This window comes from Chroogloeocystis siderophila 5.2 s.c.1 (assembly GCF_001904655.1).
In the GTDB taxonomy this organism is placed as follows: Bacteria; Cyanobacteriota; Cyanobacteriia; order Cyanobacteriales; family Chroococcidiopsidaceae; genus Chroogloeocystis; species Chroogloeocystis siderophila.
On sequence record NZ_MRCC01000029.1, the window covers coordinates 15161 to 27755 of the forward strand.

A 12595-nucleotide genomic window follows, 5' to 3' on the forward strand; every position below is an offset into this window, starting at 1 on the left:
TAGGATGTAGATTATGACCATTCTGCCTTATTCAGAACTACCATCTATACAATAAAAGATCCAAAAAGGAGAATAAAAGAATGCGACCGCTACTGATTCTGCATCAAAAACAGCCGAAAAGCTTTTTTATCTAATGTAGTGGCAAGTTTTGCAATCGTCTTGCTTCTACTTACCCAGTCAATAGGTGCTAAAAATCCAAGTTGCTGTAAAATCAATACAGCAACAGTATTCTTTTGTGTCACTTGCACGAGCGCTACTCTGCTAGAAATACGATGATGAGTGATAGTATGAGAGAAACTATCAGTAGATTTAAAGATTTGTAATGGCAACGAGTGCAAGATACTTTCTAATTCTGATACTTCACCAGGACTCAATAAAGGAAAACCGATAGTATGTTTTAAAAATCCTTTTGTTCGTTTTACAAAGGCGAATGTATCGGTTTGTCTGTGCCAAACAATTAATGCAAATAACTCAATATTAATTGAAGTGCGTCGCGTTTTTCTGGGCGGATACTGGGTAACGCAATTATGAGTAAATGCGAGACAAGATTGTTGTAAAGGACAACAATCGCATAGTGGGTTTGATTTGCGACAAATTGTCGCGCCTAATTCCATCATCGCTTGATTGAAGTCGCCAGGACGTTTCGGAGGCATGATGCTATTAACATACGCCTGAATTGCTGATTGTCCTGATTTACTCCATACATCAGATAAAGCAAGGAGACGACTAACCACGCGGATGACATTACCATCGACACACGCAACTTTTTCACGATGACAGATGCTAGCGATCGCAGCGGCGGTATAAGCACCACATCCAGGAATTTTGAGCCATTCATTGTATGATTGCGGAAAACGACCGTGAAGCTGTTCTACAATCATCTGTGCGCCTTTTTGCAAGTTCCGCGCTCGTGCATAATAGCCTAACCCTGACCAAAGTTGACGTAATGTTTCCTCATCACACTTGGCAAGGTCGTATACTGTAGGCAACTGTTGGATAAACTCGCAAAATTTAGGAACGACTACAGCCAAGACTGTTTGTTGACTCATCACTTCACTCACCCAGGTGTGATAAATATTGATTTCTTGACGCCAGGGTAAAAGTCGCTGGTGATTGTCGTACCACTTTAAAAGTTTCTCGACACAAGAATGCATAATATAGCAGGGGTCAGAGGTCAGAGATCAGTTGACAGTGAAGAGAGTGTATGAAGACTTTGTCAACTGTCAACTATCAACTTAGCGTGTTCGATGTCCTAACTCTATTGACTATGGCTATAATATGACACCATCTTCGGTTAAATAACCTTTCTTTGTGGTTAGTGACTAGTGAATAATCACCCGTCACCCTTCAGCATTTTTATCATTACTCATCAACCGGATTTAATATGACTAGCGATCGCGATCCGCCCTCGGACTAAAGAAGTCACGACAAGAGACTTGCACAACCTCCTCAAAGCCTAAATTTTGCAAATGTGAAATCCATCCTGATGGTGTGCCATCGTGTTCTAGTGTTCCTAAAACCAAAGCGACGTCAGCAATTTCTGGTATTACACATACACGATAAAAGTAAGGTTCTTTCGCTGCAAACGAAAATTCTACTGCTAGCCAATCAGGAATTGCACTTAAGTCGGGTTTGCCATTTGCTTTAAAGCACAGCGTCATGTCTACTTCTAATGAATTTGTTTAGAATGAAATCAGCTAAAGTCGTTAATTGCTAGTAACTTTTGTTAGAGACTATAGTGTGTTTATCATCGTGTTGGTACTAGAACGTTGAAATTGCAGCTTAACAACTATCACATCAAATTGCTAGCTGCGATTTTCATGGTAATTGATCATGTAGGTATTGTCTTTTTTCCGCAAGTTTTTATTTTTCGCGTGATTGGGCGTCTCAGTTTTCCGCTGTTTGCGTGGTTATTAGCCCAAGGAGAAAGATATACTCGCAGCTTTGGGCGATACTTGCAAAGACTTGTGCTTTTGGGTTTGTTGAGTCAGCCTTTGTATGTCCTCACGCTATCAGGAACGCGTCTGAATATTCTGTTTACATTATCATTGGGGTTAATTATCTTGCGCTTGAGTCGGAGGTTGCGAGAGTATAAATATTTAATTTGGACTTTAGGAATTGTCTCAGCCGAATTAGTCCGTGTCGAGTATGGCGCTTACGGTGTGGCGGCGATGTGCTTGCTGTCAATATTTACACCAAATCTTCATTGGTGGTTAGCGTGGATTGGATTGCATCTAGTTGATGCGATCACAGTATCTAATATCTTTCAACTTCCGGCGATCGTCACTCCCGTATTTATCCATTTTGCGAATCACCAAAGAGGATCTTCCGCACGTTGGTTCTACAGCTTTTATCCATTACACCTACTCGTGTTATTTCTCATCTTTCGGTTAAGTGAAGCGCGGCTTTAATTTAGTATCCTGGTAGGCGTTGATAAGTTTCAATAACTTCAGCCACTTTTTCGGCGTCAATATCCTAGTTACAGCGAAATTGTTTCATTTGTGCGGTGAAGGAATCACGTTTGGTTATTGCTGATGCATACTGCTTTAAATTAAACTGAGTTCCTCGCAGGCTCATTGTAACGACGCTTTTCCGTGAAATGAGCCTACGTAAATTATCTCTAAGTAGTGGTAATTGCGGAATCGGTCTAGTACTTATCCACGCGCCAATGAGTTCAGCGCAAGTTTCTATAGCACCTGTAAAATCAAGCTGTGAGGGATTGGCTTTTTCGATTAGGCAATTTTAGCAAATGCGCACAGGTGTTTTGCTGAGTCGAATCAAGCGTTAGCGGCTGTTTTTGTTGCACTGTGATACCGACTTGTTCGTAATATACCAACCATAATATTTTCATCGCTTAAAATTGTCTATTAACTTACTCTAACGATATCCCCTTGACAAATCATAGTCATAATGAGTACGCTTTATTTGTTACGACTTGTAAAGGGATAAGCGATGTTGTCAAACAAGGAAGGACAAAAAGTTCCTAATTGTACGTTTCGCACTCATCAAAACAACGAGTGGGTCGATATTACGACAGATGAATTGTTTAATGGTAAAACTGTTGTTGTCTTTGCCTTACCAGGTGCATTTACTCCCACTTGCTCATCGACTCATCTTCCTGGATACAACCAGATGGCAAAAGCTTTTTATGAAAACGGTGTAGACGAGATCGTGTGTATTTCGGTCAACGATGCTTTTGTGATGAACGAATGGGCAAAGCACCAAGAAGCAGAAAACATCAAAATGATTCCTGATGGTAATGGACTGTTTACCGAAGGAATGGGAATGCTCGTCGATAAAACAGACTTAGGATTTGGTAAACGCTCTTGGCGCTACTCGATGTTAGTAAAAGATGGCGTTATTGAAAAGATGTTTATCGAACCCGAAGAACCAGGCGATCCTTTTAAGGTATCCGATGCTGAGACAATGCTTAACTATATCAACCCTCAAGCTGCTAAGCCTAAATTAGTCTCGCTGTTTGCTAAAATTGGTTGTCCTTTCTGCGCTCGTGCGAAATCAATGCTCAAAGAACGCGGCTTAGACTATGAAGAGATAGTCATTGGTAAAGATGTCACCACTCGTTCTTTACAAGCGGTTGCGGGTGCAACAACAGTACCACAAGTATTTATCGATGGTAAATTGATCGGTGGTTCAGAAGCATTAGAAGCTTACTTTGCGGCTTTGTAAAGTTATTTGAAACCGACATTTTATAAATTCGTAGTTCGCTGTTTAACACAATACGGATTACGAATTTATAGGAATGGTCAATAGAATATAGAACCTTGTAGTGATATCCTCTCCGGTCAAATAACCAGATCAGTGGTTAGTGATTAGTTACTAGTCACCATTTTTATCATCACTAATCAACCAGACCTAATATAACTTCCCTAACTAGATTTTACCTCTGACCTCTGCTATGCTTTTTGATAATGTGCAATAACCTTATCGATAAATTGCTGCCAAGTGTCATTCGGTTGCCAAATTCGTTGTAAATCTTGTTTTGCTTCTTCTACACTTGTTTGTTCGTGAATGACGCGATACAAGTACATAAAGGCAGAAACTCGCATATTCATCGCACAGTGGACAAACACTTTCTTGTTTGTATTTGCTTGCATCACATTGAAGAAACGCTCAATGTCTTCTAGCGTAGGCTTTTCCCAAATGACTGGAATGTGTACATAGTCCATTCCTAGATCTTCTACTATTTTTTGCTCGTTGGTGATCGCATTAGTGGAAGCTGGTAACGCTAAGTTAACAACAACTTCATAACCTGCGGCTTTGATGTCTGCAAATTGTTGTGCAGTTGGTTGTCCAGCGGTGGCGATCGCATCGGATACTTGCAGAAAGTTATAGATTTCCATATCTAACGTAGCTCAAAACCGAGATTTTGTAATGCTTCGCGTAGTCGATCACGTCCTGATAACGATTGTGGTGTCGCAATGCGCTTCACAGAATGTTCCGCCCAATCTCCAGTGACGTTCATTTGTTGTTCGCGATAGAAATTCTGCATGATTTCGTTGTACTGTGCGATCGCCGCATCTTGAACTGTTAAATCATAATGTTCGCGGTGTAGTATAGCTGATTGCGGTAGTCGCGGTTTAATCGCCGCCTGCGGCGAGTCGGGATAGCCTACACACAACCCAAATACGGCAAATACGTGCGAAGGTAATTTAAGAAGTGCGGCGATTTCTTCAGGGTGGTTGCGCATCGCCCCAATGTACACAGTACCTAAACCGAGGGATTCTGCTGCTACTGTGGCATTTTGCGCGGCTAGTGCGGCGTCTATTGTTGCTGTAACGAACATTTCTAAATAGTCTAAACCCGCGTGCGACATTCCACGACTGTGGGCAATGTGCGCTAAACGTGCTAAATCGGCTAACCAAACTAAAAATAATGGACACTGCTGGATCTGTTTTGGTTTCCTGCTAACGCTGCTAACTGGGCTTTACGCTGTGCATCTTCGACGGCGATCGCACTCCAAGTTTGCAGATTCGATGAGGTCGCCGCCGATTGTGCCGATGCTATGATTAGCTCTAAGGTTCCTGAAGGTAGAGGATCGGGGCGATAAGCACGAATTGAACGATGTGATAGTAATGTCGTTAAGCACGCATTCCATTCAATGTCAAAATCAAGGTTTTGACCGTAGCGCGATCGCAGTAACTCGATTGGGTTAATTGTCACTTTTACTTCTCGATATTTGTGGGCAACTATGTCACAAATACTTTAGCTTATACGTATGTTATGAATTGCGATCTGCATTTGTCGTGATTCTGGTGTTTCTGCAAAAAAGGAGTCAAAATAATGCTACTAAATCTTAGTGCGATCGCTCCTATTAAAGAAGAGCAGTATCTTAAAATTTGTGAAGATAATCCTGATTTAAAGCTTGAACTCGATCAATTTGGAACTTTAATTATTATGCCACCTACAGGAGGAACTAGCGGTAATCGTAATGCAGAAATTACCTATCAACTCCAAGCTTGGAACAAGCAAAAGAAATTAGGTAAAGTTTTCGATTCTTCTACAGAGTTTAAGTTACCAAACGGGGCTTTTCGCTCTCCTGATGCTGCTTGGATTAGTAAGATGCGCTGGGATAGACTTACAAAAGAAGATCAAGACAATTTTCCGCCACTTGCACCTGATTTTGTGATTGAATTACACTCTAGTAGCGATCGCCTTAAACCTTTGCAGGAGAAGATGCAAGAGTACATTAATAATGGCGTTCGCTTAGGTTGGCTTATCGATCCACAAAATCAGCAAGTAGAAGTTTATCGCCAAGGACATTCTGTGGAAATACTGCGATCGCCTAACTCTTTATCTGGAGAAGATATTTTACCAGAATTTGTTCTTGATTTAAATGAGATTTGGTGAAGCTTACACAAACTGCTTATCGACTAAACATCCATCTTCCATATAAAGAATACGGTCAGCAATATCTAAAATGCGGTTATCGTGAGTTACAAGTAAAATTGTTGAGCCTTGCTCTCTAACTAACTTTTGCATAATTTCGACGACATCACGCCCAGATTTTTTATCAAGTGCGGCGGTAGGTTCATCGGCTAAAACAATTTTTGGACGACTAATTAAAGCCCGTGCGATCGCAACTCTTTGCTTTTGTCCTCCTGATAGTTTTTCGGGATAATAATCAACGCGATCGCCTAAACCCACTGATTCCAACATGGCGATCACCTTTGCATCTAAATCTTGATTCATCATCTCATCATGCAACTCTAAAGACATCCGTACGTTTTGTTTTGCGGTGAGAAATGTCATTAAATTGTGTGCTTGAAAAATATAACCAACATTGCGCCGAATCTCAATTAATTGCCGTTTGTTAGCACCACACATTTCTTGATTGAGGATTTTTAAACTGCCTTCTTGTGCAGATCGTAGTCCACCCATTAGTGTTAATAAAGTTGTTTTACCAGAACCCGAAGGTCCTGTCATTATCACTATTTCCCCTGCTTGGATTTCTAAGTTGATGTTAGATAAAACTTGTTTGCGTAGTGTTCCTTCACCAAAGTAATGATTGAGTTTTTTAATGGTGATAACAGGATTAAATAATTTGTTATTCATAGTAATTCTATTTTAGAAAATTACTGTTTTGAAACGAACCACAGAGACACGGAGAGCACAGGGAGAAGAGCAACGAGGGCTTTTAATTATAGTTGAGGACTACTTTTGTGATTTTTTGAGTTTTTTTTGTTAGATTCAAAGTTCGTTTGATTTTACTTTAAGATCAATAATTGATTACTCTAACTCTACCTTTTTGTCTCGTTTTACTAATAACTTATCTGCAATGACATAAAGTATTATCACTAACAACCATGTGTATTCCCACAAAGACTGATCCCAGAAAGCTACAGCTATAGTTATAGTTATTATGGATACTACTGGCTCTATCAAAGTTTTTATACCTATTGCTTTAATGTGATTTATATCTAACATAGCACTCACAAGGCGATGCTCAGTTGTAGCATGAGTCCAGGTCAAGAACGAAAATAAACCTATTAAAAAAATGTTTAGACTATACCAAATTTTGATGATCGCTTCGTTGGGATAATAAGTAATTAAAGCATTTGAGTAGGGAATAATAAAAATAAACATCAGATAGAATAAGTAAAGCAAAAGATGTATTTCGTTGGATTTTTTGTAATAACTAAATTTTTGAGTGTGTTCTATCCAATAAAAAGCTAGCAAGATAAATGTAATTATGTATGTACTTAAATGATCGAGTTGCGTAAGTACAAAATTTTTGACTTCTATATCATTTATGGAAGCAACAGAATCAGGTAGGTCAAATCCTACAATAGATAATGCCATTGCTAAAGCAAAAATACTATCAGAAACTCTGCTCAAGTGATGAATCAATTTTGGAGAATGGTCTTGTCTGTGAGTTGAAGACATGATTTGATTTCCTTGTTTCAAAAAGTCTGCATTTTGCATTAAGATGAACACCTAGCAAATAATTTCACAGCGAAAGCGAAAGTTAGTTAAAATGTACCAGCTTCGATGTTTTAGTCCATTTAAATGGACTTGAACTGTTAGCCCAGAACTTGAGTTCAGGGTGGTGTTGAGGCGGAGTGCGAAATCTAAAAAAGCAAACTTAATCATTTTTGTTGAAAGACTAAAATACATCAGCAGGATCAGCGGATTGTAGTTTGCGCATGGCGATCGCACCGGAAACACTACACATAATAATTGTGAGTAAGAGTACAAATAATGCACGTTCTAACTTCATCGCGATTGGTAGCAATGTCGCCATGTATGTGATTTGATACAGTCCTACTGATAAAAGAAAACCAGGAATAAAGCCTAACGCAGCTAAAAGTAAAGCTTCTTGCATTAATACAGTGAGTAAGTAGCGATCGCTGTATCCCATTGCTTTTAATGTTGCGTACTCTGGTAAGTGATCGGAAACGTCAGAATAGAGAATTTGGTAAACAATCACAATCCCGACAATGAATCCGACAACAACACCCATACCAAAAATAAAGCCAATCCCACCACTCTCCCAGTAGTTAATCTCAATCTGCGCAAATTCTTCTGGTGTGAGTACACTGACATCATTGGGTAATCCTGCTTGAAGTTCAGCTTGTACTGTTTGTCGATCAATTCCAGGTTGTAGCTGAATTAACCCGACGTTAATTTGATGTGGTTGGCGTTGAGGAAATAGTTTTAAGAATGTCGAGTCACTAGTAATAATATTGCCATCTGCACCAAAAGAAGCACCTAATGTGAATAAGCCAATGGTTTGTACTGTTTGATCGTTAACTTGTGTAGTGATAGTTCCTTGTGCTTGCAATAAATCGGCAATTGGTCCATACTCAGGGCGTGAGGCGCGATCAAAGAGTACTTGATTGAGTTGTTTTAGTTGATCTAGATGTGGGTTAACTTCGGGAAAGTCAAATGCTGGGTTTGCTGGATCGATACCCCATACTAAAATACCTCGATTCATTAATGTTTCTGGGCTACGCCACTGCGCAGTATCAACATACAAAGAACGTACTGACGCAACTCCATCGTAGGATAAGGTTTGAAGTAATCGCTCTCTGGGAAAGTTTTTGACATAGAATAAGGTTTGAAACTGGGGATTGATTAAAACAAGATCTGCTTGTAGGTTCTGATGCGATTTTGTTGCGGAATCAAAAAGTGAATCGAGTAATCCTAGCTGTACAAAGATCAGCATATCTGCAAAGCCTATTCCGGCTAATGCTACTAGTAGGCGAGTTTTTTCTTTGAGGAGTTGTCGCCATGCTAAGGGTGTGCGACGCAGCCATTTGGGAAGCATAGTGATACCATTTAGGTAATGGGTGATCCTTAGTAAGTTTTTTTTCAGTTACCAATTACCTCTTGTGGTTCTCTTTTAAGTGTCCAATATTGCAGATTTGTTTCAGGGAAAGTACCAGATCGCAGTACTCTAAAACCCTGTCTTTGGTAGAAACGTACGCCTCTTTCTGTGGAGGTTTCTAAGTAGCAAAGGAGTTGTTCTTGATCTGCTTGTTTGAGAATTGGCTGTAGGAGTAAACTACCGACTCCTTGACTTTGATACGCTGGCGAAACTCCTAGCAAGCCTAGATACCAGTGTTTTTCTGGCAGATCTTGTTGATGGTATTCTTCAATCTTGGAGTAGAGGGCGATTAACTGTCTGAATCTATCGAAACGCAGTTTGGGAGGAATTCTATACAATCCATATAGTAGGAATCGTAAATTGTTGAATGGGTATTTGCCTGGTGGTAGCCATACTGCAATTCCTTTTATGTCATCTTGCGTTGTGTAGATGTGGTTGTAACGCTGGCTGTAACGCACGATTGTCTTCGCAACCCAGTTGATCAGATCGAGTCTTGCGGGTTCGTCTTCTAGTGCAAAATAACTGAACATCGGATCGTTGTTAAATGCTTGTGCTAAAACTTCGCTTGCTGCATCAATTTGTGATCGCTTTAACTTCACTACTTGTATACTCATTATCTTCTCCTGATATCGCACATTCGTTATAAATAAGATCAAAGATCAATTGCTGTTTGTACTTGTAAATTTGTTAACCCAGCAACTTGTTGACTATCTGTAGGATTGAGGCGAATTTTGACTTCAACAACGCGACGATCGAGGTTTTCTCCTGGTTGATTGCTGAAAACATTTTGGCGATCAACTTGTAAACCTACATGCGATACAACTCCTTGAAGTTTGCCATTAATTGCTTCGCTGGTAACTGTTGCAGTTTGCCCTAGCTTGACTTTATTGATGTCGGTTTGATATACTTCTGCCACCACTAACATCGTATTTGTTTGGGCTAAATCAGCAATACCAGAATCACTCATTTTCTCTCCAACTCGCGAGTGAATTTTGAGAATTTGTCCTGATATTGGTGCTTTAATATAAGCTTGTGCTAAATCAGTGCGGGCGCGATTAACTGATGTAAGAGCTTCTTCAACTTCACTCTGCGCAGCTTGTAGATCGACTGGGCGGACTTCCGCAATTTGATTTAAGGTGGCGCGGGCTTCTTTGAGTTGCGCTTGGAGAGATTCTATTGTTTTACTTTGAGTTTGTTGCGCCTCGTCAAGTTGCGCTTGGGCGGTTTCAGCAGTTAACCGTTTGTTATCTAAGCTGGATGCTGCTATTGCGCCTTGTTGATACAACTGTTGAAAGCGATTATACTCGGCATTGGCGTTACGAACTTCTGATTGCCAACGAGCGATCGCGGCATTTTGGGCAGCAATTTCACCTGCGAGTTCAGCTTCTAGTCGCGTAATTGTTGCTTGCTGGGCTTGAATTTCTCCGCGCTTTGCACCTGCTCTAACTTGGGCAACTCGTGCTTGAGTTACTTTAACTTGTTGTAGGGCTTGTTGCAAGGCATCTTGCAAGCGATCTCTAGAATCTAAGATTGCCACAACTTGTCCCGCTTGCACAGAATCGCCTTCTTGCACGAGAATTTGGGAGATGCGATCACCATCTAACGCTAATGGTGCTGATAAGCGAATCACTTCACCTTCAGGTTCAATTCTTCCTAGCGCAGTGACTTTCTTGACGACAGGAACTGTTACATTAGGTTGAGGTCTTCTTCTTTGTCCAAACTGAGAAATTCCATAATATGCAATACCTCCAGTAATCAGAGTTGCGACAACAATTAACCCGATTAACTTGCGATTTGCTCCTTTAGAGAATAGCCCAAGCGTCATGGATTTCTTCCTTTTTTTGTTGGGTAATAGGTAATAGGTGATGGTTAATGGGTAATTTTTAATAAGTATTTCCAATTACCAATTACCAATTACCAGCCTTTAAGTTACATTCACATCACTCAATGCTGATCCTTGTAAATAAAGCGTCAGCATCTTATTCAACAGTTGTGCTTGCTCAGCATACTCAACAACATTGCCTTCAAATAAACGTACAACCATAATTCCTGTTGCTAAACACATTGCAAAATTAACCACAGCCGGATCGTCAGTCTCCAAAGCTTTGGTAACAAAATCTCGATTCAACTCATAGTTGTGCTTGAGGGTTTCATTTGCCAAAATCTCCTCGCGATCTTGTTGTTGATAAAAGTCTCCTGTAATCAGAAATTGTTTAAAAAAATAATCTTCATTTTGGGCAATATAATCAAAAATTGCTGTAATTCGTTCCTCTAAAGTATCAGTACTATTCAGCACAGCATTCATACTTGCGGTATCTCGCTCATTTAATTCGTCATATAGCTGCCAAAATAAAGCTTGCTTACTTGGAAAGTAGTGATACAGTGTTCCTGTAGATACACCTAATTCTTTAGCAATTTGGCGCATTGTTACAGCACCGTAGCCCTTAGCCGCAAATAAATCAAAGCATTTTGTCAGTAACTCTTTGCGGTATTGGTCATGGTCAACAATCTTAGGCATATAGTAGGGGTCAGAGGTCAGGGATCGGGGTTAAAAAACAGTGGTAAGGTAGTACCTTTGCTGTAGATATCTAACGAATAAATCCCAATATTGAAGTCAGGGTGACTGTAGCGCTAACAGGCAAAATTTAACTACTACGCATCTTATATCGAACGTTTGTTATAAGTCAAGCAGAAAAATGGGTATTCTTTCCCAATTACCCGTTACCGATTACCAATATCACAAAGCTTCTACAGCGCATCAAGTAACGCTAAAACAACTCGTGCTTGATTTTCAGCAGCAACAGCAAAGAAAGTATTGAGTTGGGCTGCGGCTGATTCACCACCACCTGCTAAATCTGAAACACTGCGTACAGCAATAAACGGTACGTTATTAGAATACGCCACCATCGCTGAAGCCGTCGTTTCCATATCTAGTACTAAGACATCGGTATTTTCGTTGCAATCGCCTTGTTCATCAAAATTCAGCGTATTCGCAACAAACCGCCGATACTGTTCATTATCAACAAACGTCGAACCTGACAATCCATTTTGACCGACAATTAACTGTGGTGCAGGAACTAAAGGCGTTGCAGTACAATTACCATTGCGATCAACTTGCGGACAATCTAACAACTTGACATCAAGTTCGCGCGCTGTATTGTACATCCGCTTGTCAACCAAAAACCAAAACTTTAATTCTTGATTTGTTTCTGGGTTTGCAGGTATTCCAGGAAAAGGAACTTGGCGCAATTGTTGTAAATTATTTCTGTCTAAGTAGTACTGTGGAGTATTATCAGAACTCACATTAGTGTCGCGGAGAAATGCATTCTTAGCATCTGGTTGAAAGAGTGTTTCTTGGTTCGCTTGTCCTGGTTGTGGTACATTTCCAAACAAAAAGTTGCACGTTGCGGCTTCTTGGATAGGGTCTTGCAATACGTGATTTAGCTGAAGTCCTGATATCGCTGCACATGGTACAGTTTCAGAAGAGTTATTAAAATACATTTCTTGATGAAAACCCCAGCGTTTGGGAATGACAACTGATCCAATTGGTGTTTCATTTGGCGTTTCAGGATTGTCATCGTTTGCAGCCACACCACCGACGCCACCTGCAATTCCGCTAAAGATAATATTGCTAATTCTAAATTTATCGAGGGTGAGTTGTGTTACCATTGTTGCATTCACTAAGCTGATGTGGTAGTCCTGAATAAGTAAGGATAGTAGAGATGGCTCACTCTACTTCAATCATGT

At 40.2% G+C, this 12595-nt stretch carries 15 protein-coding genes; 3 read left to right on the top strand and 12 right to left on the bottom strand.

Going from position 1 to position 12595, the window contains the following annotated elements; translation table 11 throughout:
* Window positions 1-89: 89 nt before the first annotated feature.
* Both NIES1031_RS22165 and NIES1031_RS22170 read right to left on the bottom strand, forming a co-directional pair.
* Window positions 90-1154 (bottom strand): A/G-specific adenine glycosylase, encoded by a 1065-nt coding sequence (locus NIES1031_RS22165; RefSeq protein WP_073551608.1) that lies wholly within the window; start codon window positions 1152-1154, stop codon window positions 90-92.
* Between the two features lie 234 nt (window positions 1155-1388).
* Complete coding sequence (locus tag NIES1031_RS22170) at window positions 1389-1661, bottom strand: hypothetical protein (protein ID WP_073551609.1); 273 nt, start codon at window positions 1659-1661, stop codon at window positions 1389-1391.
* A gap of 141 nt (window positions 1662-1802) precedes the next feature.
* Here NIES1031_RS22170 and NIES1031_RS22175 point away from each other — a divergent pair, with 141 nt between their 5' ends.
* Together NIES1031_RS22175 and NIES1031_RS22180 are read left to right on the top strand one after the other, a co-directional pair.
* On the top strand, window positions 1803-2411 hold the full coding sequence (locus NIES1031_RS22175) for a TraX family protein (RefSeq protein WP_269086038.1): 609 nt from the start codon (window positions 1803-1805) through the stop codon (window positions 2409-2411).
* A gap of 541 nt (window positions 2412-2952) precedes the next feature.
* Window positions 2953-3687, top strand: a complete 735-nt coding sequence (locus NIES1031_RS22180; RefSeq protein WP_073551610.1) for a glutathione peroxidase — start codon at window positions 2953-2955, stop codon at window positions 3685-3687.
* A gap of 227 nt (window positions 3688-3914) precedes the next feature.
* On the opposite strand, the gene NIES1031_RS22185 is transcribed toward NIES1031_RS22180, so the two are convergent.
* The 3 genes from NIES1031_RS22185 to NIES1031_RS26145 are packed head-to-tail and all read right to left on the bottom strand — an operon-like array spanning window position 3915 to window position 5181.
* Complete coding sequence (locus tag NIES1031_RS22185) at window positions 3915-4361, bottom strand: protein tyrosine phosphatase family protein (protein WP_073551611.1); 447 nt, start codon at window positions 4359-4361, stop codon at window positions 3915-3917.
* A gap of 2 nt (window positions 4362-4363) precedes the next feature.
* Window positions 4364-4834, bottom strand: coding sequence for a nitroreductase family protein (locus tag NIES1031_RS26140; RefSeq protein ID WP_218596931.1), 471 nt, complete (start codon window positions 4832-4834; stop codon window positions 4364-4366).
* A 50-nt stretch (window positions 4835-4884) separates the two neighbouring features.
* Window positions 4885-5181 carry a nitroreductase family protein gene (locus tag NIES1031_RS26145; RefSeq protein WP_218596932.1) on the bottom strand — a complete coding sequence of 99 codons (297 nt, stop codon included), beginning with the start codon at window positions 5179-5181 and terminating at the stop codon, window positions 4885-4887.
* Window positions 5182-5301: 120 nt separating this feature from the next.
* Here NIES1031_RS26145 and NIES1031_RS22195 point away from each other — a divergent pair, with 120 nt between their 5' ends.
* Window positions 5302-5868 carry a Uma2 family endonuclease gene (locus NIES1031_RS22195; protein WP_073551612.1) on the top strand — a complete coding sequence of 189 codons (567 nt, stop codon included), beginning with the start codon at window positions 5302-5304 and terminating at the stop codon, window positions 5866-5868.
* A gap of 3 nt (window positions 5869-5871) precedes the next feature.
* On the opposite strand, the gene NIES1031_RS22200 is transcribed toward NIES1031_RS22195, so the two are convergent.
* From NIES1031_RS22200 to NIES1031_RS22235, 7 genes are all read right to left on the bottom strand, one after another.
* Complete coding sequence (locus tag NIES1031_RS22200) at window positions 5872-6573, bottom strand: DevA family ABC transporter ATP-binding protein (RefSeq protein ID WP_073551613.1); 702 nt, start codon at window positions 6571-6573, stop codon at window positions 5872-5874.
* 174 nt (window positions 6574-6747) lie between these two features.
* Window positions 6748-7443 (bottom strand): TMEM175 family protein, encoded by a 696-nt coding sequence (locus NIES1031_RS22205; RefSeq protein WP_236738951.1) that lies wholly within the window; start codon window positions 7441-7443, stop codon window positions 6748-6750.
* A 181-nt stretch (window positions 7444-7624) separates the two neighbouring features.
* Window positions 7625-8788, bottom strand: coding sequence for an ABC transporter permease DevC (gene devC, locus NIES1031_RS22215; protein ID WP_073551615.1), 1164 nt, complete (start codon window positions 8786-8788; stop codon window positions 7625-7627).
* A gap of 44 nt (window positions 8789-8832) precedes the next feature.
* Window positions 8833-9462 carry a GNAT family N-acetyltransferase gene (locus tag NIES1031_RS22220; protein WP_073551616.1) on the bottom strand — a complete coding sequence of 210 codons (630 nt, stop codon included), beginning with the start codon at window positions 9460-9462 and terminating at the stop codon, window positions 8833-8835.
* A 38-nt stretch (window positions 9463-9500) separates the two neighbouring features.
* The gene (locus NIES1031_RS22225; RefSeq protein WP_073551617.1) at window positions 9501-10673 is read right to left on the bottom strand and encodes an ABC exporter membrane fusion protein; all 1173 of its coding nucleotides are present in this window, start codon (window positions 10671-10673) and stop codon (window positions 9501-9503) included.
* A gap of 99 nt (window positions 10674-10772) precedes the next feature.
* The gene (locus NIES1031_RS22230; RefSeq protein ID WP_073551618.1) at window positions 10773-11366 is read right to left on the bottom strand and encodes a TetR/AcrR family transcriptional regulator; all 594 of its coding nucleotides are present in this window, start codon (window positions 11364-11366) and stop codon (window positions 10773-10775) included.
* A 230-nt stretch (window positions 11367-11596) separates the two neighbouring features.
* Entirely contained in the window at window positions 11597-12517 is a 921-nt protein-coding gene (locus NIES1031_RS22235) for a phosphorylase family protein (protein ID WP_236738952.1), read from the bottom strand.
* Window positions 12518-12595 lie beyond the last annotated feature (78 nt).